This window comes from Streptomyces coffeae (genome assembly GCF_016741875.1).
GTDB lineage: Bacteria > Actinomycetota > Actinomycetes > Streptomycetales > Streptomycetaceae > Streptomyces > Streptomyces coffeae.
Genome location: NZ_JAERRF010000020.1, coordinates 1 through 25071 on the forward strand (window position 1 = coordinate 1; position 25071 = coordinate 25071).

Below are 25071 nucleotides of genomic sequence, written 5' to 3' on the forward strand. Positions count from 1 at the left end.
TTCGGCTTTCCCTGCCCCGCTCCGAGGGAAGCCGGATTCCTCCCCAGGCTGAAGCCTGGGGCATCCTCCGGGAGATTCGGTGAACAGTCGGATCTCGTTGCAGTGAGCGGGATCAGCGTCTGGGGCGGGATGGCGGGCGTGTTCGTCGGGGACTGTGCAGGACGTCAGTGCTGGCTCGCGTCGGCGCTCATGAACCCGGGCGGGTAGCTCGATGGCGAGGTCGTACCACCACACGCCCGAGGGGTCCCGGCACCCACCGACCACCATCGCTGTCAGGTGCTGACCGTCCGGAAGCGTGACGTCGGCCAACGGGGCAGCGTCCGGTGTGCGATCGCCCTCATCATCCATCAGGGAGTCGAGGCGGCGTCGGGCGCCGCGATGTGCTGGAGTGCCTCCGCAAACGTCCGGCTTCACCACCCCACATCACATCTCCGACTCCCCCGGGTCACATTGACGACTCCCTCGGGCTGGGTGCTCCCCACCGGCGCCTGGGAGAAATTCTGATCCACCGCACGACGCTCTACTACCGACTGACGCAGATCGAGAACAGCACCGGATGGGACCTGGAGAACGGCCGCACCGGCTCACCCTGCACCTGGTGCTGAAGATGCAGCGCCTCCTCGACAGCGGCATCCCGGCACTCCTACGAGGAGAGGACAAGCGAGGGCAAAGTTCCTCACGCCTCGCGATTCCCGTTGTGATGCCGAGTGCCTGGGCCTGACGGGCCGTCGCCCTCGTCGCCTCGGCGGCCGCACGGGGAGACCGAGGTCTGCGTGCAGGGTGAAGGAGAGCGTGTCGGAACCATCGGTGACCTGGATTAGGGCGTCGTCAAGTAGTGGCTCCGTGAGAGATGTGGGGGATCCTCGGACGAGGTGCAGGGCTTCAGATTCGGCCGTCGTAGGCGTGGCGCGGCAGCCTGCAGGAGATGACGCTAAACACGGATGCGGTGAGCGCCTGTTCGATGGCCGCGGCCAGTTCCTCGCGGGAATCGACGTCGAATCCGAGGCCGCCAAGCGAACGGCCCACGGCGGCGAAGTCGGTACCGAGGAAGTCGACGCCGAGGTTCGGCTGTCCGTTGGCGCGTTGCTTGATCTCGATCAGGGACAGTGATTCGTCGGCGAAGACGAACACGATGACCAGGGTTTCGGCGTCGCGTGCCGTGGCCAGTTCACCCAGTGTCATCTCCAGGCACGCGTCCCCCGTGAACACCGCCACGGGGCGCGAGGGGTCGGCCAGTTTGGCGCCGATGCCCAGTGGCAGGGAGCTGCCCATGGTGCACAGCCCTGACGATTGCATGAGCGTTCGCGGTTCGAAGCAGGTCCAGGTCTGGCTGAGCAGGATGCGGTGTGCTCCGCTGTCGACCGAGGCGATGGTGTCAGGCGGAAGCATACGGCGGGCGACATCGACAACGGCGGCTGGTCCCCACGGTTCGTCGAGGCGGTAGATGTGCGCGAGCTGATGCTTGACGCGGGCCGTCTCGTCGGGCCGCCACGTCGAGGATTTGTCCAGTCCGTCGAACAGTGCCTTGAGGCCGCTTCGGATATCGCCGACGAAACTGTGCGAGGCCTGGTGCATGTAGTGGGTGTTACGGCAGGCGGAGAATTCGATCACGCGGTGCCGTTCGTCCCACACATTGCGCCACCCTACGCGCATCTCGATGGGGTCGTACCCGGCCAGCAGGATCAGATCCGCGCTCCGGACGACGGGCAGCAGCACCTCATCGGCGCGCGGAGACAGGCCTGCGCCACCGAGGACCAGCTCGTGGCGTTCGTCCACGATCCCCTTGGCCTTGTAGGTGGTGATCAGCGGGATGTCGAACTCGTCGACCAGGCGACGGATCTCGTCCTCGGCGTGGTGGTGCAGTGCCTCAACGCCGGCGATGAGCACCGGTCGGCTTGCCTCTGCCAGCCACTTCCGGGCCTGCGTGAGTTCGTCCGAAGCCGCCGGCGCGCTCGCGGCGGGCGGAGTGCGGCGGGTTCCCGTCGCAGGCGTTGTTTGCTGCGTGGCGACGGAGATCGGCACGTCGATGTGCACGGGGCCGGGTGGATCGTCGATCGCGATCGCGATCGCCTTGTCGATCAGCGCCTCGGCCGCCGCGGGTGTCATGCGCAGCGATGCCTTGGTGATCGGCTTCATCAGCGCCGCGTGGTCGAAAACCTGGTGGCTATAGGTGGCGGCCTCATCCTCGTCGACGCAGCCGGTGATGAACAGCATCGGCACGCGATCCTGCCAGGCGTTGGCCACGACGTTGGTCGCGTTCGCGACCCCGGGACCGAGCGTCGCGATCAGAACTCCGGGGGCGCCGCTGCGGTGGAACACGCCCTCGGCCATGAACCCACCCGAGTTCTCGTGTTTGACCAGCGTGAACTTGACACCTGCCTCGTGAATTCCCCGCATGAGGGCGAGTACCTCGCCACCGGGGATGCCGAATGCGTGCCGGCAGCCTGCTTCGTGCAGCCGTCGGCCGATGACCTGTGCGACTGTGGGAGATGCCATTACTCGGCCTTGTCAGGTGAGGGCTTGGGCTTGCGGAGGTAGCCATTGCGCGTTTGGGGCAGCTTCATCCCCAACACTGAACTGGCGAGCTGAGTGCGCAGAATCTGCGCGGTACCGCCTGCGATGGTGAACATGCGCGCGTCGCGGACGTGCCGCTCGAGCGGGAGGTCCCTGCCGTAACCAGAGGAACCGTGGATCTGCAGCGCGTCATTGGTGACCTTGCAGGCCATCTCGGCCGCAAAGATCTTGGCTTGCGCCGCGGACGCCATGTCCGGGAAGTCCCCTTGGCCGCCGCACGCGGCCGCCCGCAGCAGGTGCCGCGCCGCGGCTATCTGTGTGGCCATGTCGGCCAACATCCACTGCAAGCCCTGGAACTCGGCGATCGGCCGGCCGAACTGATGGCGGTGCTTGGCGTAGGCGACGGCCTCCTCGAAAGCTCCCTGTGCGATGCCCAGCGCCACCGTCCCCGCGCCTACGCGCTGTGCGTTGTAGGCCTGCATCAGTTGAGCGAAGCCGCGCTCCAACCCGCCTGGCGGCACGACCAGCATCGACTTGTGAATCATCAGGTCATGGAATTCCAGGTGGGTTTCCGGAATGCCCCGCACGCCCATCGCGCGGGTGCGTTTGGTCACCACTATTTCGCCAGGTGAGTTCTCGCCTTCGCGCAGGCAGATGAAGGCGCCGATACCCTGCTCCACACCATCGTCGACAACGCGGGCGAAGATCAGGTGCAGGCGGGAGACCCCGCCACCGGTGATCCAGTATTTCTCGCCGTTGAGGTAGTAATGCTCGCCGTGCCGGTCGGCGCGGGTGGTCATCTCGCTGGCGGCGCTTCCTGCTCCCGGTTCCGAGATGCAGATCGCGGGTTTGTCGCCGGCCAGCACGGCAGCGGCGGCGAGGCGGCGCTGTTCCTCCGTGCCGTAGCGCATGATCGCGCCGATCGCACCCATGTTCGCTTCGACCGTGATGCGGCCCATGGTGGCGCATGCCTTGGCGATTTCCTCGATGACCAGCACGGTGTCGAGGTAGCTCAACCCACGCCCGCCCAGGCTGGCGGGAATGGTCATGCCCATGAACCCGGCGTCACGCAGCTTGGCCACGTTGTCCCAGGGGTAGGCCTCCGTGCGGTCGGTTTCCGCCGCCGTCGGCGCGAACTCCCGCCGGGCAAGCTCACGTGCCTGAGCCTGCAAGGCCATCTGCTCGAAAGTTAGCTCGTACATGACTCACCTTTGTGGGCAGTGGTCGACGGCCCGGACCGAAGCCAGTCGTCGAGGACCTGGTCGCGGTGTTCGTTCAAGCGCGGCGGAACCCGCCGGTATGTGGGCGGCGTGGCAGACATCCGCAGCGGGTTGGCCAACAGCGTGATCTCGCGGGCTTCGGCCCAGTCACACGGCATGCGCACCTCGGCACCACGGGCCACCACATGCGGATCGGCGAAGACCTCGGCCAGGTCGTTGACCGGACCGCACGGCACGCCCACGGCTTGAAGCTCGTCCAGCCAGCGGCTGCGAGGTCGTGCTCGTAGTCGCTGCGCGACGCGCGCGCACAGCTCCTCGCGGTGCGCCACACGCTCAGGATTGGTGGCAAAGCGGCTGTCGGTGGCAAGTTCGTCCGCGCCGGCGACCGTGCAGAAACGAGCGAACTGCGAGTCGTTGCCCACTGCGAGGATCATCGGCGCGTCACTGGTGTCGAACACCTGGTACGGCACGATGTTGGGGTGTCCGTTGCCCAGGCGCCTGGGCACTGTCCGAGACAGCAGGTAGTTGGTGCCCGCGTTGGCCAGCCACGCGATCTGCGTGTCCATCAACGAGATGTCGATGTACTGCCCGGCACCGCTGGCCTGCCGGTGGTGCAGGGCGGCCAGAATGCCTGCGACCGCATACATGCCCGTCATCACGTCGGCGATGCCGACGCCGGTCTTCATCGGTTCACCGTCCGGCTCACCCGTCAGGCTCATGATCCCGCCCATGCCCTGGATCAGGAAGTCGTAGCCGGGCCGGTCCGCGTAGGCTCCCGTCTGCCCGAAACCGGTGATCGAGCAGTAGATCAGGCGCGGATGCCGCCCCCGAAGCTGGTCATAGGCCAACCCGTAGCGCGCGAGGCTGCCCGGTTTGTGGTTTTCCACCAGCACATCCGCGCGCGTGACGAGTTCGAGCACCAGCTCGCGTCCCGCTGGACTGGCCAGGTCGATGGCGATCGAGCGCTTGTTGCGGTTGGCGCACAGGTAGTAGGCACTTTCCGCGGTTGGCCGACCGTCGACGCCGGGGACATAGGGAGGGCCCCACCGGCGGGTGTCGTCGCCTTCGCCAGGCTTCTCGACTTTCACCACGTCCGCTCCGAGGTCCCCGAGCAACTGGGTCGCGGTCGGGCCGGCAAGGATCCGGGAAAGGTCCAGAACTCGCACTCCGGCGAGAGCCTCGGGCGGCAAGCCGTTCATGACAGCCGCTCCAGCGCGGCGGCCAGCCGGTCGGCGGCCAGGTGCAGCCTGTCATCCGAGGTCGCATAGGACAGCCGGATGAAGCCGGGCATACCGAAGCCGGAACCGGGGACGACGGCCACGCCTTCGTCGAGCAGGTATGAGGCGAACACGACGTCGTCGCTGATCATCCGGCCGTCCGGCGCGGTGCGCCCGAGAAACGCTCGCACGTCGGGGAACAGATAGAAGGCGCCGTTCGGGCGGGGTGCGCGCAGCCCATGGATCCCGGCGAACCGCTCGAGCAGCAGATCGCGGCGGTGCTGGAAGACCTGACAACGGCGCCGTACCTCGTCCTGCGGCCCGTCGAGCGCGGCTGCTGCCGCAGCCTGCGACACCGAGGACGTGTGCGAATTGATCTGCATTTGGATCTTGGTCATCGCCTCGACCAGGGCACGCGGCCCGCACGCGTAGCCGACGCGCCAACCGGTCATCGCATACGCTTTCGAAACCCCGTTGACGGTCAGGATGCGGTGGCGCAGGTCGGGTGCGATCTCAGCCAGTGTCGCGAAGCGCGTGCCGTCGAAGAGGATGTGCTCATAGATGTCGTCACTCAGGATCAGGAAGTCTCGGTGATGGCTGCGGCGTACCACCTCGGCGAAGGCGAGCAACTGCTCGGCGGTGTAAGCGGTGCCGGAGGGATTGCTCGGCGAGTTCAGCACCAGCCACTTCGTTCGCGCGGTGATCGCAGCCGCCAGCGCCTGCGGCTGTGCTGCGTAGCCGGTATCCGGTGAGGTCTCCAGTGCCCTCAGCACGCCGCCGTTCATGCCGACGATGTCGGCATAGGACGCCCAATAGGGCGCCGGGATCAGGACCTCGTCACCGGGGGTGAGGGTGGCCAGGAACGCCTGGTAGATCACCTGTTTGGCTCCGCAGCCCACGGTGACGTCGGCAGCGGTGCACGGGATGCCGTTGTGGCCCTGGAACTTGCGGACGATCGCCTCCCGCAAAGGCACCGAACCGTTGATCGGGGTATACCGGGTTTGGCCTGCGGCGATCGCCCGGACCGCGGCCTCGCCGACATGTTCGGGTGTGGGGAAGTCCGGCTCACCGAGCGTCATGTCGACTACGCTGCGGCCCGCGCGTACCGCCTGCCGGGTCTGCTCTGCCATCACCTGGATCGGTGACGGCCGCAGCTTGCTGAGCGTGGTGGAGAACATGAAAGACAGGACTCCTTTGTGCTACGCCGAGCCCAGTTGTGGACTGACAACTCGCAGCCTAGGATTCAGGTCCCTCATCAACAATTGAAGTTGGATTCAACATGAAGGGTCCCGGTGCGTTCCCGACGCTCAAGCAATTGAACCTGTTCCTGGCCCTGGTCAACTCCGACACCATTGCGAGCGCCGGGGCCAGTCTCGGCATGACCTCGTCAGCCACCAGTCACGCGCTGCGGGCACTCGAAGCCACTCTCGGGACGGCAGTCGTCGACCGCAACGCACCCGGCGTCGAGCTGACTTACGCCGGGCAGCAGATCCTCCCCCACGTCCGCGACGTCTTCGCGGCGCTGCAGTTGATCCAGACCACCGCAGCCGCCAGCGCGGGCTTGAAAGCCGGCCTGCTGCGGATCGGCTCGTTCGGCGCCAGCTCCTCACTCACCCTGCTCCCGCCGCTGCTCGCCGGGTTCCGGAAGCGCTACCCGGGAGTCGAGGTGTACGTGACCGAGAAGACCGACCTCGAAATCGAGCAGGACCTGACCGAGCGGCGCATCGAGATCGGCGTGGTCACCCTGCCGAAACCGCAGTTCGACACCCTGCCGCTGGCCGTCGACGATATGGTCGCGGTCGTCCCGGAGCGGCACGAGCTCGCCGACACCGACCCCATCGACCTGCGTGACCTGGGGCAGCATCCCGTCATCCTCACCCACGCCGGCTCCCAGGAGCTGATCGCCCGCATGTTCACCCGCGCGGGCATCCAGCCGAAGGTGACGCACGAACTGCAGCAGCTGATCTCGCTCCTCGAGTTCGTGGCTCAGGGGCACGGCGTCTCGATCGTGGCATCGCTTGCTCTTCCCGACCACCATGACGGCGTCGTCTACCGCAGGATCACCCCACGCTCATCACGACGAGTCGGCCTGGCATGTCTCAACGAGGGACGGCTCTCCCCTGCGGCGGCGGCACTGTGGCGTCAGGCTCGAACCATGCACACTCGCGCGGAGTGAGCACCGCCGGTTCACCGTCGAAATCAGCGCCGCGAGCGAGACCAGCCTGGCAAGTAGCGTCGACAGCGCACCCAGCAGGAGCCCACGGCGGCTGGTACTCACAGCTACCGGAACCGCACCGCACCACACCGGCAGTGCGCTTGCCGGAAATCTCATCCGCCCTGGTGGGGTCCGGTGCATCGGGTTTCCCCAAACTTGTGCGCGGGCGCTCGAGCCGATGCTCTCGCGCAGTTGCCGTCAGCGCGTCATGATGATCGATCGTGCTGCTGCGACTGGCTTACCTGGGTGTGTCGAACGCGTTTGCGATGCTTGGCCTGCTGCCGATGACCGACCGGGACAAGGGCGCCGAGATCCTCGCCCTGCGCCACCAGATCACCGTGCTGGAACGCCAACTCGGCAAGGACAAGATCCGGTTCACGCCGAGCGGTCGGGCGTTCCTGACGGCGTTGCTGCACCGGCTGCCACTGCGCGTCCTGCGAAGGTTACGGCTGTTCGTACGCCCCGACACGGTACTGCGTTGGCACCGCGACCTCGTCGCACGCCGCCATGTGCGGCCTCCTGCCGGCCCAAACGCCCGGGACGGCCGCGCACAGTGCGCTCCATCCGTGTCCTGGTGCTGCGCCTGGCGAAGGAGAACCCGAGCTGGGGGTACAGACGTCTACACGGGGAGCTGCTCGTGCTGAGGGTGAAGGTGGGCGCGTCCACCGTCTGGGAGATCCTGAAGGAGGCCGGCATCGACCCGGCGCCCGAGCGGAACTCCAGCACCTGGGCCAACTTCCTTCGCTCCCAGGCTGATGCCCTGCTGGCCTGCGACTTCATGGAAACCGTCACCCCGTCGGGGATGCGGATGTACGTGCTCGCGATGATCGAACACGGCAGTCGCCGGATCCGCATCCTGGGCGCCACCACGCATCCGAGCGCATCCTGGGTAGCGCAAGCAGCGAAGAACCTCGTCATGGACCTCGAAGACCTCGGCTGCCGGGCACAGTTCATGATCCGGGACAGAGACGGGAAGTTCCCGACCTCTTCGGTACCGTCCTCAAGGAGGCGTGGATCGAAGTCGTCCTCAGCGGCATCCAGATGCCAAGGATGAACTCGATCATGGAAAGGTGGATACAGACCTGTCGCCGCGAGCTCCTTGCACGGATGAGGTTTCCGGCTAGGGCAATGACGCCGGCATAGATGAACGGCCACCGGCTGATCCTTCAAGACGACCAAGTCTTTGAAGGAGAGATCAGCACGATGACCGCACCTGACAGTGTGCCCCTGCACGCCCTCACCGAAGACAATCTCGCCGCGGCGAGTCCGGACCTGTTGCGCACGATGGTCAAGACGTTCGCCGATGCGCTGATGTCCGCGGAGGCCGACGACCTCTACGGCGCCGAATACGGGCAGGTCAGTGACGAACGTGTCAACCACCGCAACGGCTACCGCCCTCGCGAGTGGGGCACCCGGGCCAGCACGTCGAACTCGCCATCCCCAAGCTGAGGCAGGGAATCGAAGTCCCAGGTCAGCGCGATAGCCAAGCACCTCGACGAACAGGTCGCCGCGTTCCGTAACCGGCCACTGGACGCCGGCCCATATGCGTTCGTCTGGGTCGACGCCCTGACCCAGAAGGTCCGCGAGGGAGGCCGGATCATCAACATCCACTCGCTGATCGCGGTCGGCGTCAACGCCGGCGGCCACCGCGAGATCCTCGGCATCGACGTCGCCACCGCCGAGGACAGCGCCGGCTGGCTCGCCTTCCTGCGCTCACTGATCGCCCGCCGCCTGGGCGGCGTCCAGCTCGTCATCTCCGACACGCACACCGGGCTGGTGAATGCGATCGGCGCCACCCTGCCTGGCGCCTCGTGGCAGAGATGCCGCACCCACTACGCCCGAAATCTGCTCTGCCAGGTCCCCAAGTCCGCTCAGCCGTGGGTCGCGACCCTGCTGCGGACGGTCTTCGAACAGCCGGATACTGACACGGTCCACGCCCAGATGACACACGTGATGGCCGCCTTGGAGGCCAAGTTCCCCAAAGTGCCGCCGACCACTTGGACGCCGCCCGGTCGGACCTACTGGCGTTCACCGCCTTCCCGCGCGAGATCTGGCGGCAGATCTGGTCGAACAACCCGCAAGAACACCTGAACAAGGAGATCCGCCGCCATCGATGTCGTCGGGATCTTCCCCGATCGCGCGGCCGTGATCCGCGTGGTCGGCGCCGTGCTGACCGAGCAGAACGACGAAAGGACCGAAGCCCGCCGTTACATGGGCCGCGAACTCCTTGCCAAGATCCGCCTCCACCCGATCGACGGAGAAAACGTCGATCCCGCCCTGCCCACCGAACTCACCGCATAGCCAGAAGTCACTTCGGAGAACCGAGCCCGTCAGGCCCCTCGGCCTTTCATCCTTGCCCACATGCCACCGCCCCGCCGCAGGTACGCGATGACCCTGCACTTCCCTTGGGCGGGGCTAGGCTCACGCGTCGGTGTTGCGGACTTTGCATTCGTTGTCCGTCAGGCCGTGGTCCATGCCTTGCTCCCGTTCCATGGCGATCATTGCGGCGGGGCGGAAGTTGAGGATGTACGCGCGGCGCTGCCGGTCGCTCGTCGCGTTGCCGCGCGAGTAGTGCAGGGTGCCGCCTGCGTGTACGGCCGCGGAGCCTGCCGCCAGGGGCACCGAAATGGCGCCCGGCTCGTCCTCGGAGCAGTCGCACTCCAGGGCCCGGCCACCGTTGCCGGACGGGCGGTGCGGGCGTAGCGGCATCGAGTGCGAGCCGGTGACGTACCACATGCAGCCGTTGTCCAGCACTGCCTCGTCGAGCGCCACCCACATCGACACCGCCCGCCGGTCCGGCAGCTTCACCCAGTACGCCGCGTCCTGGTGCCAGGGGGTGACAGTGACGGTGCCGGGGGCCTTGTTGATCAGCATGTCGAAGTCGAGCTCGGCGTCCTGGCCGATCAGGTTGCGGGCCACGGCCAGCGCCCGGTCGTGCAGCGGCAAGTCGAGCAGTTCGGGGCAGAGCACGGAGGGCCACATGATCTGCGTGATGTTCTCCACGGCGCCGTCGCTGCGTGCGGCGCCGTCGCCGAGGTCCGCGCGCCTGTCACCGGCGTCGATCTCACCGGTGAGAAAGCGGTCATAGATCGCGAGATAAGCGGCCGTCTCCGCCGAGGTCAGCAGCTGACCGACGACAGCGTGGCCGTCTCGTGCGAAAGTGTCGGCGACGGTGGTGACAAGTGCGGTGTCCATGAAGAGACCGTAGGACCGGGCGGGAGAGTCATGCGTTCGAAAACCTCCGCCGGAAATCCCTGTACGAGCGACGAGATCGACCTCGTCTCGGCCGCCGGCCGTCACATCCTCGACCTCGCCACACTCGGCCTCGCGCCGCTGCTGGCCCTGGGCCACTACCGCTACCGCGAGGCCCGGCCCGCACTGCCACCGCAGCGCCACCAGCGACTGCTGGGCCTGGCCTTCCCGGCCCGCGGCGAGGTCGCCTTCACCGTGGACGGCGAGCCGCACCCGGTACGCCCGGGACAGGTGCTGCGCATCCCGCCCGGCCACGCCTACCAGACCGGCGAGGTGCAACCCCGCGGCGAGCTGTGGTGGCTGATCCTGCACTACGACAGCGACGCTGAGGACGCGCTGGGCCAGGCCATCGCCGGACTGTGCGCCCAGCCCGGGCCGCTCATCGGCGCCGCCCCGCTACGGGCCGCTTCCAGCCTGGCGCGAGCGGCCGAGCTGGCCGGGCGGGAACCGCGCCGACTCGCCGAAGCGCTGCTGCACCACCACCTGTCCGCGCTGGTCCTGGAACTGGCACTCACCCCACCAGCCACCACCCCACCTGCCGGCCACCCCGACGTGGCACGGGCACTCACCTGGCTCGAGGAGCACCTCGGCGACCCGGTCCAAGCAGCCGACCTGACCGCCATCTCCGGAATGTCGACCAGCCGCTTCTACGAAGCGTTCACCGCCGAGACCGGCACCAGCCCCAAGGACTACCTCCTGCGCAGAAAGACCGAGTACGCCCGCGCCTGGTTGCTGAGAGACCCCGCCACTCCCGTCACCAAGATCGCACACGCCCTCGGCTTCTCCTCCTCCCAACACTTCGCCACCGTCTTCCGCCGCTACCAAGGCGCCGCACCCTCCCAACTACGAAGCCAGTGACCAGAGGTTCCGACGGAATCAGGTCTGTACGTCAAAGGTGGATCTCGAGGTTGGTGACATCTATCTCGCCCAAATGGTGACAGCTGCCGCGAACAGAGCATCGTGGGTTGCGTCCACCCGATCGACGGAGAAAACGTCGATCCCGCCCTTCCCGCCGAACTCACCGCATAGCCTGAAAATGGATCACCGAGTGGCCGTTGATACACCACTCCAGCGGACGTGACCGCCGGTGGCGGCGTACGACGAGTGGAAGGTGCCGCGCGAGAGCGGAGAGCACGGCACGATCGGCCCATGAGAGCCGCGGGCGCTCGATCTGCCGGCGCAGGACAGCGACCTCATGGCGAAGTGCAAGGATCTCGGCGTTGTTCGCGGCGGTCGATCGGCTCAGCAAGAGGAGGCAGCCCAGTAGTCGGCAGAAGATCAGGTAGAGCAGTCGCAGACCCACGATCAGTGATCGTGCCCATACTTGGGCGAACGAAAAGCTCCAGGTCAACCACCGCGCGGCAACCGCAACGGCCCACTCACCGGCATCCAGGTCAGCGACGGGGGGATCGCCGCCCGGCCGATCACCCGGCACCGCTTCCACGGCGACTGGAACTACACCCTCCACCCCCAGCATCCGCTGAACGCGACGGCGACCAACAGCACGTCAGACCATGCCCCGACGAACAGGCCGCATCGCCTCACGCAGACGTCGTTCCCTTCCCGCTGCCACGGTCAGGCGCCGCCAGGTACTTGGCGGGTTGCTCAACGAGTACCGCACTATGTCACCCCGGTTGCCTCATCATCCGCAGGAGCGGGGTTCAGAGAAGGCGTCGTCAACCAGGGCCTGTTACGGATTTGCCTGATCTTTCAGGCGCGCTCTCCTGCGGCGCTCTTGGTCTCGACAGCCTCGAGCCGCACGGGAGGTCCTGCCCTTATACGCCGGTCACGCCGGGATCCCGCGGCGTGTGTGGAGTGGTGTGACGAGCGTGGAGGTGGAAGGGCCATTGGTGAGCGGAGCGGAGCAGGAGGTCTTCCGGGGGCTCTGGTAGGCGTGGGGGGTAACCGGTGCTGTGGGTGATGACCACGACCCGGTCCTGCCCGCCGAGGTAGGTGCTGACATCGAGGCAGGCGGGGTCGGCGAGCAGGGCCGGCACCGCGATCTCTTCGACCCAGGTGAGCAGTGCGCTTTGGCTACCGGGGTGGGCTCGGGCCTCCCACATCAGCGTTTCCGGCGATGCTGGGGTGTCCATGGTGGTCTCCTAACTGGGGAGGGCCCGAAACCGGTGGTGTCGGGCCCCATGAGTGAGATTTTCAGGACTGTCGGAGCGGGGGGACGGGAAGCTCAATCGCGTTGCGGATGTCATCGACGGTCATCTTGAAGCTGTCCGGGTAGGCGTCGCGCTGGGTGCGGCGGGCCGGCTCGGTGGTGCGCCAGCTGTACAGGCACTGCTGGCAGTGGTAGATCTCCCAGACCCCGGCGACGGGGGAGGTGTAGATCTGGTCCAGCCTGTCGTGGCCGCAGCGCGGGCACTCGGTGGGTGTTGCGTTCGTCGCGGTCTTGGTGGCCATGGTGGTGGGATCTCCTTTCAGAAGGGGCAGCGGATGGTCAGTGCTTGGCGAGCTGCTGCAGCTTGGTGAGCCACTCGCCCATCTCGGGCAGGTCGTGGACCTGGTTGCCGTAGTTGCCGCGGTTGTCCGGCCTGGCCGGGGTGGTGGCGTCGATGATGAGCTTGGCGCCCGTGCCGGGGTTGTCCGACTGAGGAGCGAGTTCCACCAGCGACAGGTGCGGCACGACGATGAGGTCGTCACTGGGGTTCATCTTGGTCGACAGCGCCCACATCACCTGGGGGAGGTTGAAAGGGTCGACGTTCTCGTCCACCACGATCACTATCGCCGCGTAGCCGAGGCCGTGCGGGGTGGTCAGCACCCGCATACCGACCGCCTTGGCGAAGCCGCCGTAGCGATTCTTGGTGGAGACGATGATGGCCAGCCCGTGGGTGTACATCGCATTGACGGCCTGGACCTCTGGGAAGTCCTTCTTCAGCTGCTCGTACAGCGGGACGCAGGTGTTGGCGGCCACCAGGTAGTCGATCTCTGTCCACGGCACGCCGAGGTAGAGGTGCTCGAAGATCGGGTCGGTGCGGTAGGAGATCTTGTCGATCCGGATCACCGGCAGGTTGCGGCCGCCGGAGTAGTGCCCGGTGAACTCGCCGAACGGGCCCTCGACCTCGCGCTTGCGACCCTCGATCACGCCCTCGATGACGATCTCGGAGCCCCACGGCACCGGCAGGCCGGTCAGCGGTGCCTTCGCGATCGGCGCCGGGGCGCCGCGCAGAGCGCCGGCCAACTCGTACTCGTTCTGGTCGTACTCCATCGGCGTGGCGGCCACAATCGAGAGCACCGGGTCGTTTCCCAGGGTGATGGCGATCGGCAGGTCCTCGCCACGCTCCTCGGCCTTGCGCAGGTGCAAGGCGATGTCGTGCACCGGTACGGGCAGGATGGCGAGCTTGCGCGGGCCCTTGACCTCGATGCGGTAGATGCCGAAGTTCTGCTTGCCGGAGTTCTCCGGGTCGTCGGGGTCCTTGGAGACGATGCCGGCCTTGTCGATGTAGAAGCCGCCGTCGCCGTCGTTGAGCCGGACCAGCGGGAGGATGTCGAAGAGGTTGATGTCATCGCCCTCGACGGAGTTCTGCGCCCACAGTGGGTTGTCCCTCCACTCCGGCTTGACCGGGAACTTCGCCCACCGGTTGATGAACTCGGCCACCTGCTCCTTGGTACCGGTGGTCGTAGGTAGGCCCAGTGCCAGCGCGTGGTTGGCCCAGGAGCCGTGGACGTTCATGGCGATCCGGGCGTTGTTGAAGCCGGCGACATTGTCGAAATACAGCGCCGGGGCCGCCTCACCCAGGCGGCTGACGGCGTTCGCGGCGGCGGCGACGTCCGGCTCCGGCATCACCTCCTCGGTGATGCGCAGCAGCTGGCCTTCCTTGTCCAATGCGTCAAGGAAGCTGCGAAGGTCGTCGTAGGCCATATCTCTTCTCCTCCAAGAGTGGTGATGGGACGTCAGGCCGTGTGAGCGCCGTCGGGAACGGGAGCCTCATCGGGCACGACGGCGCGTGCGGAGCGCATCCCCTCCCAGCGCCTGGCGGCCGGGAACGGCAGGTCGAACTGGTCGAGAATGCGGGCGGTGACGTGGTCGACGATGTCGTCGACCGACCGCGGGTGGTTGTAGAAGGCGGGCATCGGCGGCACCATCTGCACACCCATCCGGGACAGTGCCAGCATGTTCTCCAGATGGATCTCGCTCAGCGGGGTCTCTCGGGGGACGAGCACGAGCGTGCGGCGCTCCTTGAGGACCACGTCCGCGGCACGACCCACCAGCCCGTCGGCGTAGCCGGCCCGGATGCCGGCCAGCGTCTTCATCGAGCAGGGCACGATCACCATGCCGTCGGTGCGGAACGAGCCCGAGGAGATCGTCGCGCCCTGGTCCTGCGGGTTGTGCACCACATCGGCCAGCGCGCCCACCTCACGGGTCGAAAGGGCGGTCTCCAGCTCGATAGTGGTACGCGCCCAACGCGACAGCACCAGATGGGTCTCCACTTCGGGAAGCTGTTTCAACGCCTGCAGCAGCCGTACCCCGAAAGGTGCCCCGGTCGCCCCGGTCATCCCCACAATGAGCCGCATGACTGCCCTCCTTCATACGTCAGGCGGGTTCTGTTTCGCTCTCCACGCTAGGACGTGTTGGCAGGTCAACCCATGTATTGTCTGGACAGGAGGTGTTCAAAATCAGACAGCAGGGGATTGCTGAGGTCCCGTTCCGCCCGGCGGCCGGCGCGCTGCCCGGCCTGGAGGTACTGCCGCTGAGCCGGCTCGCGGGCCGGGCCGCCGGGCACGGATTGGATCCGCGGTCGCCGGCGCGGGCCGACTTCCACCATCTGCTGACAGTCAAGGAAGGGATCGTCCGGCTCACTGTGGACGGGGAATCGCTGCCAGTGCTGCCCAGCGCCTGGCTGTGGATCCGGCCCGAACAGGTGTACCGCTTCGACGAGGGGCTGGAGAGTGCTCAGGGGACCCTGATTTTCTTCCAGCCCGGCCTCCTCGACCCGGCCACCATCGCCGCGGCGAGCGTTGATCCTCCCTTTCCATGGGGCCCGCTGCTGCCCTCCGAGGAAGAGGCCGAGCCGATCGACCGGACGCTCGAGCTGCTCATGGAGGCGTACAAGGAGACGGGCGCGCTACGGCTGGACGCGCAGATCGAACTCATCCGGCATCTGCTGTCGGCCCTGGTGCTGCGGCTCTCACACCTGTACGTGCGCGAGCAGGGTGCGGGCGACGTCAGTGAGGCGTTCCGCGCGTTCCACGCGGCGGTCGAGCGCGACTACGCTGAGAGCCGCACGGTCGCCGACTACGCCCGGGCGCTCGGCTACAGCTCGCGGACGCTCACCCGTGCCTGCATCGCGACGACGGGGGTCACCGCGAAACGGTATCTGGACGAACGGATCATCCTGGAAGCCAGGCGCCTCCTCTTCCACACCCAGTTGCCGACCTCGGCAGTCGGCAAGCGCCTCGGCTTCCCGACTCCCACCGCCTTCTCGAAGTTCTTCAAGCACCACACCGGCGAGACCCCTAGCGACTACCGCTTGCGGGCCTCGGGGCGGGGCTAGGGCTTGTTGCGAAAGTGGATCTTGTTCATGGATGATCACGCCCTGTGGGGCGTGGGGATCTGACGAACGGCCAGTGGGTCCGGCTGGCACCGTTGTTGCCGCAGGGTATGAAGCCGGGCCGTCCGCCGGTGTGGACGCGGCGACAGCGCATAGACGGCATACCTGGCGGACCCGGACTGGAGCTCCGTGGCGGGACGTGCCCGAGCGGTACGGACCCTGGGACCAGGTGTATGACTTGTTTCGGCGCTGGCAGCGGGAGGGGACCTGGGCGCGGATCGTCACCCAGCTCCAGGCCGAGGTCGACGCGAAGGGGCTGATCACCTGGGATGTGAGCGTCGACTCCACCGTCTGTCGGGCTCACCAGCACGCCGCCGGGGCGGCGAAAAGGGGGATCTGCAGAAGAAGCCGCCCGGCGGCATCGCCGTCGAAGCGTCCGACCACGGGCTCGGACGCTCCCGGGGCGGGCTGACCAGCAAGATCCATCTTGCTGTCGAGCAGGGCCAGAAGCCCCTCTCGGTGGTGATCACGGCCGGTCAGCAAGACGATTCCCCGCAGTTCCAGCCGGTCCTGGAGGCGATTCGGGTGCCCCGGCTGGGACTCGGGCGGCCTCGCAAGCGCCCGGACCGTGTTCGGGCCGACAAGACACCCCATGCAGTTATGGGGTCAAGCAGCTGTCGCGAGCGAGGACGGCTCAGGACGGGTGAAGGCGATTGCTTCGTCGAATTTCTGGCGGTCGGTCAGGCAGTGGGGGAGCTGCCCGAGCATGCGGTTGAACAGATGGCGGAGGGCAGCGTGGTAGCGGTCGCCGGTGTCGCGTCGCCGGTTGTATTGGGCGTGAGCCCCGGGTGAGGCGGTCAGTGCGGCGAACGCCCAGTGCCGCCCACTCGCGGCCAGACGACTGTTCTTGATCCGGCGATGGGTGACCCGGCGGCTCTTGCCGGATTGGCGAGTGATTGGGGCGCTTCCGGCATAGGCTTTCAGATCCCGGGCCTGGGCGAAGCGGGTCCGGTCGTCTCCGATCTCGGCGAGTATCCGGGCGCCGGTGAGCGTGGCCAAGCCAGGGAAGCTCGTGATGATCTCCGCGTCGGGATGCTGCAGAAACAGCTCCTCGGTGTCGTGGGCAAGGTCGTCGCATGCCCGGCAGGCCGCGTCGAGCTGGGCGAGGAGGGCGAGCGTCTGCTGTCCCATCGCCTTCTCAACAAGGGCCGGCTGGCGAAGCCAGGTCCGGCGAAACACCTCAAGGATCCGGTCGGTCTCGGCCTCGATCCGGCGCTGACGGCCCGGCCCTCGTCACGGCGGCCCTGAGCCGAGTGCGGGTTAGTCGGGCGCTGTCGGCCGGAGTTGGTGCGATCGCCAGGATCGTGCGGGCCTCTCGACACAGCAGCCGTTCACGTTTGTCGGCGAACGCTTCGAGGACCGCGGGGTAGTACTCGCGCAGGTGTGATCGGAGCCGGTTGTGGGCACGGGTGCGGTCCCAGACCGCGTCCTGCTGGGCCCGCGCGAGGACGGCGATCGCTCTGACCAGGTCGGAGTCGCTCGGCAGCGGCCGGTGGAGCTCGGCATCGGTCCGCAGGATGTTCGCCAGCACGACTGCGTCCTGGTGGTCGGACTTCTTGCGGGAGACGACGTGCCGGTCGCGGTAGCGGGCGACTGCCATCGGATTGATCGCGTAGACCTTCCGGCCCGAGGCCCGTAAGCAGGCCACTAGGAGTCCGCGGGACGTTTCGATCGCAACCGGGATCGGATCGTCCGGGCTTTCGCCATGCTCGGCCAGCAGCCGCAGCAGGCTCTGGAAGCCCGCCGCGTCGTCGCTGATCCTGAGCTTGCCGAGCAGTCGGGCGTCGGAGTCGACCACTGCCACGTCGTGGTGGTCCTCGGCCCAGTCGATTCCGCAGGGGTAATCATTGCCGCCTACAAACGTCATTAAGCCACGGGGCAAGACGCTGTAGCCGATCGTTTCCGCCACTTTCTGAGCCCCAGCCACCCGGCCCATAGGCTCACCCTTGCCCTTGCCCTTGCCCCTGCCCCTGCCCCTGCGATCGGGAGCCCGCCGCTCGCGACCTCGAATCGCCGCCGCTACCCGGGGTCGTCACATCGGGATCTCGAAGTGCACCGTGGCGACGCCCGGGCCGTGTTCGCCGGTGATGCGGGCGTCGAACACCTCCTTGGCCAGGCTTCGCCAGAAAGCTTCCGCGCCGTCGACGTTGACGTTCGTGTGGACGTAGACGCGGTCGTAACCAGGGGTGTCCGCGATGACGTCACAGGCCGCGTCGACCAGGGTGCGGGCGAGTCCGCGGCGTCGGTGTTCGGGGCGCACATAGACACGGACCAGTTGTGCGGTGGTGTCCGGCGAGTAGCGTTCGGCGAGCCAGAGGGGGTGCGGCGGATGGGCGGGGCCGCCGGACCGTACGCCGGTCGTGGCGACCACCTCGCCCTGGTGCACGGCCACGAGCAGCAGATGCCGGGGATGGTCGAGATACGTGCCCGTGATATTCACGATGTCGCGATGCCACTGGGGCACGTATCCGTAGCCGAACTCCTGGTAGAAGGTGTCGAGCATGACGCGGCGCGCGCCGTCGACGCCGCACCCGAACAGCAGAGCACCACCTGGGCCGACTTCCTCCGCGGCCAGGCCAAGGCCCTTCTCGCCTGCGATCTTCGACGCGCTGATGATCGATGCCGACCTGAAGGCTGTCACCACCGGCATTCGGATACCCCGGATGAACTCCCTCATGGAGCGCTGGATACAGACCTGCCGCACCGAACTCCTGGACGGGACCTGATCTGGAACCAGAGCCACCTTCTCCACGTCCTGCGTGAGCACGAATCCCTCTACAACGAACATCGCCCGCACAGAGGCTGGAAGAAGCCACTCCCTGTCGCGCGCTACCCACACCCATCACGCAACGAGCCCGGCTCGCCCACCTGGAAGTCCACAGACGAGACCGACTCGGCGGAACCCTCCACGAGTACCAGCGAGCGACCTGAACTGCGCGGATGATGTATCGGCACCCACAGTGCCGGCCACTCCTGCGGCGAGACCGGCGGCACACGGTCCGGTAGCCGGCTGATCGGGACGAGCCGGCGGGCGTTCGCCTTCCGCTGGGCGGGGCGGTGACGGGTGTTGCCGCGGAACATCTTCCGCTTGGGAACAGCCGTTGGGGTCTGCTTGCGGCACACCTTCGCGGGCTCCGCGATGGCTGTACCTGCGGCCGACCGGGCCGAGGCTGGTCCTCCCCGAAGTCCTGACCGCCCCGGACCGCGGTGCGGTCCGGGGCGGTCAGGACTTCGAAAGGTGTCGGTTCAGTCCTCGGCGAACCTGAGGTACGGAGCGACACTGCGCAGCTTCTCGTAGGTCTCTTCGATCTCCCGCTCGGGGCTGGACTGCGAGGTAACCCCGGCGCCCGCACGCAACCACACATCGTCCCCCGCACCGATGAGGGTGCGCAGGACGAGGGCGGCGTCCAGGGCACCGCCGGTGCTCCCCCGGAACACCGCGCCACCGTACAAGCCCCGGGCCCCTTCCTCATGGCGGGCCAGAGCCTGAAGCGCGGCGCGTTTGGAGACGCCGGTGGCGGTGATCGCGGGGAAGAGCGAGGCGAACGCGTCCCACGGTCCGGTCTCGGGCCGCAGCCGACCCGTCACCCGCGAGGCCAGGTGCTGCACCGAGCCGCGCGGCCGGACCGCCATGAACTCCTCGACCGCGACGGAGCCGGGGCGGCACACTGTCTCCATCTCCTCCCAGGCCAGGCGTACGGACACAGCGTGTTCGTGTATCTCCTTGGGGTCCGTGAGCAGTTCCACGCGCCTGCGCTCGTTCTCCACCGGGTCGGCTCCCCGTGCGCGGGTGCCCGCTAGCGGCTGAGTGCTCAGGCGTCCGTCCTCGCCGACCTCAAGGACGGTCTCGGGGCTGAACCCGGCGGCCCGGTAACCGCCGAGGTCCAGCAAGTAGGAACGTGCCGGTGTGTTGGCCCGGCGGCCCGCGAGATAGGTCGCGGGGAAGTCCGGGCGGGGCTCTGCGGACAGCGGGACCTTCCGAGAGACCACGGCCTTCTCCAGGAGCCCCGCGTGGATGTCCGCGACCGTCCGGGACACGGCCCGGCCGTAGGCGGCGGTGCCGGCGGCGATGACGCCCTCGGTGCTCTCCGGCGTCGGTTCGTCGTGAGCGGTCCGTCCTCGCGGGGACTCCGCGAGGAGGTCGGCGACCTTGCGTGCCCATTCCTCGTCCACCGCGCGGACCACCGTCCGGTCGCCGGTGAGGGTCACTTCGATGGACGGGATCATCGCGTGGAGCAGGGGCTGGTCTCCGGCCGTCGTGGGTTCCGCGTGGAGGAGGTGGGCGAGTTCGAAGGCGGCCCAGCCGTAGAAGTGGCGTGCTTCGTCGCCGTCGTCGTGCAGGGCGGACAGGGCGGTGGCGAACGCCGTCAGTGGTTTCCGGTCGGTGCGCGAAGTCCAAGTCCGTCCGGCGGAACGCGCAGTGATGGCGGTGGCGTCGGCGGTGACGCTCACGGCGGAGCCGGCCGCGAAGTGCCAGACGTCGGCTTCCGCCTCGTACACCATGTACTGGTCGGCGAGTTGCGCCTGTGCGAGGCGGGTGGCGGCCGCCGCCGGGTCGGGGCAGGGCTCTCGGATGCTGGTGCAGGCGAGCGGGGCTATGGAACTCGCCCATGTCTCCCAGGTGCTCCGGACTCCGGTGCTCATCGTGCCATGCCTTTCCTCTGCCGCTGTGTCCGGTCGATCGCTGGTGCCGGGTGTGGGGTCACGACGGCCCCGCCTCCAGTCGCCAGCCGTGGGCCTGGGCCCGCCGCTCCCAGAAGGCGGCGTACGTGCCGCCTGCCGTGACCAGTTCCTCGTGGGTGCCCCGTTCGCTGATCTCGCCGTCCTCCAAGACGAGGATCTGGTCGGCGCGCGCGACGGTGCTCAGCCGGTGCGCGATGACCAGGAGCGTCTTTCGCTCGGTCAGCGTGTGCACGGCCTCGGCGAACAGTGCCTCGTTCTCCTGGTCGAGCGCGGCGGTGGCCTCGTCGAGGACGAGGATCGGGGCGTCCTTGAGCAGAGCGCGGGCGATGGACACACGCTGGCGCTGTCCGCCGGACAGTCGCGCGCCGCCCACCCCCACCTTCGTGGCCCATCCGTCGGGCAACTCCTCGATCACGCGGTCGAGCCCGGACAGGGCCGCCGCCGTGTCCAGTTCGCCGGGGCCCGCGTCAGGGGCGGCGATCCGGACGTTCTCCTCGATGGTGCCGTCGAAGAGATAGACGTCCTGGAACACGAGGGAGACGTGGGCTGCCAGGTCGTCGGCTGCGATCTCGCGGACGTCGACGCCGCCGACGCGGACGGTGCCCTCGGTGGCGTCCCGGAAGCGGGCCAGCAGGCCGGCGATCGTGGTCTTGCCGGCGCCGGAGGGCCCGACCAGGGCCGTCATGCTGCGCTCGGGCAGGCGGAAGGTCACGTCGTTCAGGACCGGGGTTGCGGCTGCCACCTCCGCCGACCCGTTGTCGTAGCGGAAGCCGACTCCGGTGAACTCCACGCTCGCGTCGCGGGGTGTTTGCGGCTCGGCGGGCTGAGGGAACGGCGGTTCGTCGAGGACTGCGCTGAGGCGCTCCAGGGTGTTGCGGGCGATGCGCATGCCCGCGCCGGTCTCGGCGGCGGACGACACGCTGTCGATCAGGCGGACCAGCAGCACCAGGAGGGCCAGCAGAGTGGGCACGCTGAGCGATCCGTCGAGTTGCCAGGAGACGCCCAGCGCGAGCAGCAGTGCGAAGACGAGCCGGGTGGCGAAGCTGAAGGAGACCAGTCCGGGCAGACCTCGCGCGATGAGCCGCCGGTCGGCGCGTGCCTCGGCCACCAGGGCGTCGTCCAGCGCCCTGTAGCCCTCCGCGGTCCGGCCGAACGCGCGCAGCACCGGCTGGTTTCGCGTGTACTCCAGGACCCGGTCGGCGGACTCGCCGATCGCGGCGTCGCGGCCGAGGTCGAGCCGGCGCATCAGCGACGTGCTCGCCTGCTGGACGGCGAACAGCACGGGCGCGCAGACCAGCAGGACCAGGGCAGTGCGGACGTCGAAGAAGAAGGTGGCGACCACCAGCGTCGCCGGGGTGAGAAGTGAGCTGATGAAAGGGCGCAGCAGGTGAGCCGGTGTGCTCATCACCTGGATGACGTTTTGTCCGGCCAGTCGGCTGAACTCGGCCGTGCGGTCGGCGGTGAACCAGCCGAGAGGCAGGCGTAGGGCCTGGTCGGCCATGCGGCGGTGGAGCACCCGGGAGAGCTGGGAACCGACCGTGAACCCGCCGCTGATGGCCCCTCCCTGGAGTACCGCGTAGGCGAGCACGCAGCCGACGAACGCCGTCAGCCAGGGCCAGACGTCGTCGGAGTCCGTGCCGAGCAGGGCCTTGAGGACGGGCACGAGGAGGGCGAAGGCGACGCCCTGGAGGACGGCCGCGCCGGACTGGAGGACCAGCATCCGGTTCAGCGGACGGGAGCCCTCGGGCCCCAGAACGCGGTAGAGCTGACGAATCATCGTGCACTTCCCTCTCGGATGTCGTCCGCCGCACGGTCCTCGTCCGCGGGGGCGGGCAGGGGGCTGAGGCCGTTGTCGGCCTCAGCCGGCCCCGCGGTCCGTTGGGCCTCCCACAGCGCGGCGTAGCGGCCACCGGCGGCCAGCAGGTCGTCGTGGCGGCCCTGTTCGGTGACGCGTCCGTCCTCCAGCACCACGATCCGGTCGGCGGAGCGGACGGTCGACAGCCGGTGGGCGATGACGAGCAGGGTGCGGCCGGCCGCGAGCGCGGACAGGGCGTCCTGGATCAGCGCCTCCGAGTGCGGGTCGGCGTACGCGGTCGCCTCGTCGAGCACGAGGACCGGGGCGTCGGCGAGCAACGCCCGTGCGATGGACAGGCGTTGCGCCTCACCGCCGGACAGGGTGACGACCGTGCCCAGCTCGGTCGCATAGCCGTCGGGCAGCGCCATGACGCGATCGTGGATGCGGGCGGCGCGGGCACACCGCTGCACCTCCTCGTCGGTGGCGTCGGGGCGACCCAGGCGGATGTTGTCGGCGACGCTCGCCCGCAGCAGCCGTACGTCCTGCAGGACGAAGCCGACCCGGCGGTACAGCTCGGTGGCGGGGACGTCGCGGATGTCCGCACCGCCGAGGGTCACCGTGCCGGCCGTGACGTCGTGGAAACGGGGCAGCAGCGAGGCCAGGGTGGACTTGCCCGAACCCGAGGGGCCGACCAGCGCGGTGACCGTGCCGGGCACGAGGTCGAGGTCGACGTCGCGGAGCACGTCGGTGTGCCCGTCGTAGGAGAAGGACACCCCGCGCATGGATACGTGGTGGCCGTCGGGCAGGGCGGGTGTCGCGGGCTCGGGGAGCGTGGGGGTGTGCAGCAGCCCCGTGACGCGTACGGCGGCAGCCTGGCCGGCCCGGATCTGCTGGATGCGGGGGCCGACGACGCCCATCGGGGCGGCGACGGCCGGGCCCAGCAGCAGGAACGGGACGAGTTCCGCGCCGGTCATCCAGTCCTGGGTGACGAACACCGCGCCCACCATGGACAGCAGGAGCAGGACCATGGCCGGGGCGACCACCAGCACGGCGGCAGTGGAGCTGACCAGAGTGGAGCGGACCCAGCGGGAGAAGAAGTCGGCGAAGCCCTCGGTCGCGTCGACGAAACGCTCGTGGGCCTTGCGTCCCCGTCCGAAGCTCTTGAACACGGCGATGCCGGTCGCGAACTCCACGGCGGCGACTGAGATCCGTCCCAGCGCGGCGCCGAACTCGGCCATCTGTGACGCCGCACCCGCCATGGCACGGCTGAACAGGAACACGCCGAGCGACAGGGGCACGGCGCTGACCAGAGCGAGGCGCCAGTCGACCGTGAACAGGTAGACCAGCGCCAGCACCGGGGTGGTGAGGACGGCGACGACGTCGAGCAGGGTGTGGGCGAACAGCGTGTGCAGCGCGCTCACGTCGTCCTGCACGGCCTGCTTGACCTCGCCTGTGCCCCGGTCGGTGAGCCGGCCGAGCGGCAGCCGTCCGACGTGCCGGGTGAGGCGGCGGCGGAGGGTGAGTTGGAGATCGTTGTCGGCGAGGTGGGCGAGGGCTCCGGCCGCCGTGCCGCACGCCAGGGCGAGCAGGCCGGCCGCGCAGGCCAGCGTGACCAGCGGCCACAGGGCGTCACCGTCGGCAGGAGACCCGCCGGTGAGGCGATCGGCGATCTGGGAGACAGCGATGAACGGCACCACTCCGGCGAGGGCCGCGACGGTCTGGAGGCCGACGGCGACGGCCAGTCGGCCCCGGACGGGCTCGGCCAGCGCGCGCAGCGGGTGCGGGGGCGCCCCGGTGCCCACGCCGGGGGTTGCCGGAGCTTCGGACACCGAGTCCGGACCCGGCTCGGACAGTTGTGACTTCACTTGACGAGTACTCCGATTTCGGGGATGGGCCTGCCGCCCGCCTCGGTGATGCGGCGGCTGGTCATGCCGGCCTCACGGGCCAGCCGGGCGACGTCGAAGGTGTGCCAGTCGTAGCTGTCGGCGACCTCGCGCACGACGCGTCCCTCGCGCAGGACCTTCCAGGTGGTCGTGAACCGCATGGCGTCGCCCTCGGTGGGTTCGCCCCCGATCCACCACTCGTACGTCTGGCGCCCGATGGTCTCCCGGAGCGACATCACCGGTGGGATGAGGCGGGGTGAGGAGACTCCCATCAGTTCCACGACGATGGGCGCCCCCTCCGGCAGGCGGGCCGCGAGTCGTTTCCACAGCGCGACGCGTTCGGGGACGGTGAGATGACCGGCCACGCCGAAGATGACGACGGCGGAGAGCCGCTCGGGAAGGACGAGGTCCTGGGCGGCGCCGTCGACCACTGTCACCCGGCGCCGCAGGTCCGGGTCGCGGGCAACCCGGGAGGTGAGCATGGCTCGCATGGTGGCCGACGGCTCGGCCGCGAGGATCTCCGCCTCGGGCAGCGCGGAGGCGATGACCTCGGTCACGCGTCCGGTGCCCGCGCCGATCTCCAGGACGGGGCCGTGCGACACGTCCAGGCCGACGAGGACGCGGGTCAGCGGGGGGCCGCTGCTGGCGGTGTGCCGGGTGGCGACCAGTTCGTAGAACTCGGCCGAGGTCGAGTAGTAGTCGATCACGACGATCTCCGAGCGGGTGGGGAC

The 25071-nt window shown here is 68.3% G+C and carries 20 protein-coding genes and 4 pseudogenes; 8 read left to right on the top strand and 16 right to left on the bottom strand.

Going from position 1 to position 25071, the window contains the following annotated elements; genetic code table 11:
• Positions 1 to 380: 380 nt before the first annotated feature.
• Entirely contained in the window at positions 381 to 605 is a 225-nt protein-coding gene (locus tag JK363_RS44315) for a helix-turn-helix domain-containing protein (protein ID WP_307821898.1), read from the top strand.
• Between the two features lie 277 nt (positions 606 to 882).
• Here the strand turns inward: JK363_RS44315 and JK363_RS28400 are convergent, their stop codons facing one another.
• Genes JK363_RS28400 through JK363_RS28415 form a run of 4 tightly spaced genes read right to left on the bottom strand, consistent with a single transcriptional unit; the run spans position 883 to position 6129 of the window.
• Positions 883 to 2496 (bottom strand): thiamine pyrophosphate-binding protein, encoded by a 1614-nt coding sequence (locus tag JK363_RS28400; RefSeq protein WP_201878691.1) that lies wholly within the window; start codon positions 2494 to 2496, stop codon positions 883 to 885.
• Positions 2496 to 3716 (bottom strand): 3-sulfinopropanoyl-CoA desulfinase, encoded by a 1221-nt coding sequence (acdA, locus tag JK363_RS28405; RefSeq protein ID WP_201878703.1) that lies wholly within the window; start codon positions 3714 to 3716, stop codon positions 2496 to 2498. The genes JK363_RS28400 and acdA overlap by 1 nt, the downstream gene beginning before the upstream one ends.
• Positions 3704 to 4933 (bottom strand): CaiB/BaiF CoA transferase family protein, encoded by a 1230-nt coding sequence (locus JK363_RS28410; RefSeq protein ID WP_201878705.1) that lies wholly within the window; start codon positions 4931 to 4933, stop codon positions 3704 to 3706. Before JK363_RS28410 ends, acdA begins: the two co-directional genes overlap by 13 nt.
• A complete protein-coding gene (locus JK363_RS28415; RefSeq protein WP_201878707.1) occupies positions 4930 to 6129 on the bottom strand; it encodes a pyridoxal phosphate-dependent aminotransferase in 1200 nt (399 codons plus the stop codon). The genes JK363_RS28410 and JK363_RS28415 overlap by 4 nt, the downstream gene beginning before the upstream one ends.
• Before the next feature lie 101 nt (positions 6130 to 6230).
• Here JK363_RS28415 and JK363_RS28420 point away from each other — a divergent pair, with 101 nt between their 5' ends.
• From JK363_RS28420 to JK363_RS28435, 3 genes and pseudogenes are all read left to right on the top strand, one after another.
• Positions 6231 to 7127 (top strand): LysR family transcriptional regulator, encoded by an 897-nt coding sequence (locus JK363_RS28420; protein ID WP_201878709.1) that lies wholly within the window; start codon positions 6231 to 6233, stop codon positions 7125 to 7127.
• Between the two features lie 260 nt (positions 7128 to 7387).
• A pseudogene (locus tag JK363_RS28430) lies at positions 7388 to 8273 on the top strand (transposase family protein); the annotation flags it as partial.
• A gap of 96 nt (positions 8274 to 8369) precedes the next feature.
• Positions 8370 to 9467 (top strand): annotated as a pseudogene (locus JK363_RS28435) (IS256 family transposase).
• 120 nt (positions 9468 to 9587) lie between these two features.
• Here the strand turns inward: JK363_RS28435 and JK363_RS28440 are convergent.
• Entirely contained in the window at positions 9588 to 10361 is a 774-nt protein-coding gene (locus JK363_RS28440) for a phytanoyl-CoA dioxygenase family protein (RefSeq protein WP_201878711.1), read from the bottom strand.
• Between the two features lie 30 nt (positions 10362 to 10391).
• Here JK363_RS28440 and JK363_RS28445 point away from each other — a divergent pair, with 30 nt between their 5' ends.
• Positions 10392 to 11276, top strand: coding sequence for a helix-turn-helix transcriptional regulator (locus JK363_RS28445; protein ID WP_201878713.1), 885 nt, complete (start codon positions 10392 to 10394; stop codon positions 11274 to 11276).
• Positions 11277 to 11436: 160 nt separating this feature from the next.
• Here JK363_RS28445 and JK363_RS42820 read toward each other — a convergent pair whose 3' ends face one another.
• The 5 genes from JK363_RS42820 to JK363_RS28470 form a co-directional block, all read right to left on the bottom strand.
• Complete coding sequence (locus tag JK363_RS42820; RefSeq protein ID WP_236076194.1) at positions 11437 to 11862, bottom strand: hypothetical protein; 426 nt, start codon at positions 11860 to 11862, stop codon at positions 11437 to 11439.
• 331 nt (positions 11863 to 12193) lie between these two features.
• Positions 12194 to 12511, bottom strand: a complete 318-nt coding sequence (locus tag JK363_RS28455; protein WP_201879294.1) for a hypothetical protein — start codon at positions 12509 to 12511, stop codon at positions 12194 to 12196.
• Positions 12512 to 12572: 61 nt separating this feature from the next.
• Positions 12573 to 12830 carry a non-oxidative hydroxyarylic acid decarboxylases subunit D gene (locus JK363_RS28460; protein WP_201878715.1) on the bottom strand — a complete coding sequence of 86 codons (258 nt, stop codon included), beginning with the start codon at positions 12828 to 12830 and terminating at the stop codon, positions 12573 to 12575.
• 37 nt (positions 12831 to 12867) lie between these two features.
• Entirely contained in the window at positions 12868 to 14289 is a 1422-nt protein-coding gene (locus JK363_RS28465; protein WP_201878717.1) for a non-oxidative hydroxyarylic acid decarboxylases subunit C, read from the bottom strand.
• A gap of 32 nt (positions 14290 to 14321) precedes the next feature.
• Positions 14322 to 14942 (bottom strand): non-oxidative hydroxyarylic acid decarboxylases subunit B, encoded by a 621-nt coding sequence (locus JK363_RS28470; RefSeq protein WP_201878719.1) that lies wholly within the window; start codon positions 14940 to 14942, stop codon positions 14322 to 14324.
• 92 nt (positions 14943 to 15034) lie between these two features.
• Between JK363_RS28470 and JK363_RS44320 the strand changes: the two genes are divergently transcribed.
• From JK363_RS44320 to JK363_RS42835, 3 genes and pseudogenes are all read left to right on the top strand, one after another.
• The gene (locus JK363_RS44320; protein WP_201878721.1) at positions 15035 to 15922 is read left to right on the top strand and encodes a helix-turn-helix domain-containing protein; all 888 of its coding nucleotides are present in this window, start codon (positions 15035 to 15037) and stop codon (positions 15920 to 15922) included.
• A 31-nt stretch (positions 15923 to 15953) separates the two neighbouring features.
• Positions 15954 to 16145: pseudogene (locus tag JK363_RS42830) on the top strand (hypothetical protein); the annotation flags it as partial.
• A gap of 3 nt (positions 16146 to 16148) precedes the next feature.
• Positions 16149 to 16391, top strand: a complete 243-nt coding sequence (locus JK363_RS42835) for a hypothetical protein (protein ID WP_236076195.1) — start codon at positions 16149 to 16151, stop codon at positions 16389 to 16391.
• Between the two features lie 194 nt (positions 16392 to 16585).
• On the opposite strand, the pseudogene JK363_RS28485 reads toward JK363_RS42835, so the two are convergent.
• From JK363_RS28485 to JK363_RS28510, 6 genes and pseudogenes are all read right to left on the bottom strand, one after another.
• Positions 16586 to 17846, bottom strand: a pseudogene (locus tag JK363_RS28485) (IS110 family RNA-guided transposase).
• Between the two features lie 165 nt (positions 17847 to 18011).
• Positions 18012 to 18482, bottom strand: a complete 471-nt coding sequence (locus JK363_RS28490) for a GNAT family N-acetyltransferase (protein ID WP_236076175.1) — start codon at positions 18480 to 18482, stop codon at positions 18012 to 18014.
• A 743-nt stretch (positions 18483 to 19225) separates the two neighbouring features.
• On the bottom strand, positions 19226 to 20623 hold the full coding sequence (locus tag JK363_RS28495; RefSeq protein WP_201878723.1) for a salicylate synthase: 1398 nt from the start codon (positions 20621 to 20623) through the stop codon (positions 19226 to 19228).
• A 58-nt stretch (positions 20624 to 20681) separates the two neighbouring features.
• On the bottom strand, positions 20682 to 22439 hold the full coding sequence (locus tag JK363_RS28500; RefSeq protein WP_201878725.1) for an ABC transporter ATP-binding protein: 1758 nt from the start codon (positions 22437 to 22439) through the stop codon (positions 20682 to 20684).
• The gene (locus JK363_RS28505) at positions 22436 to 24322 is read right to left on the bottom strand and encodes an ABC transporter ATP-binding protein (protein WP_201878727.1); all 1887 of its coding nucleotides are present in this window, start codon (positions 24320 to 24322) and stop codon (positions 22436 to 22438) included. Before JK363_RS28505 ends, JK363_RS28500 begins: the two co-directional genes overlap by 4 nt.
• Positions 24319 to 25047: a class I SAM-dependent methyltransferase gene (locus JK363_RS28510; RefSeq protein ID WP_201878729.1), complete on the bottom strand. Its 729-nt coding sequence runs from the start codon at positions 25045 to 25047 to the stop codon at positions 24319 to 24321. The genes JK363_RS28505 and JK363_RS28510 overlap by 4 nt, the downstream gene beginning before the upstream one ends.
• Positions 25048 to 25071 lie beyond the last annotated feature (24 nt).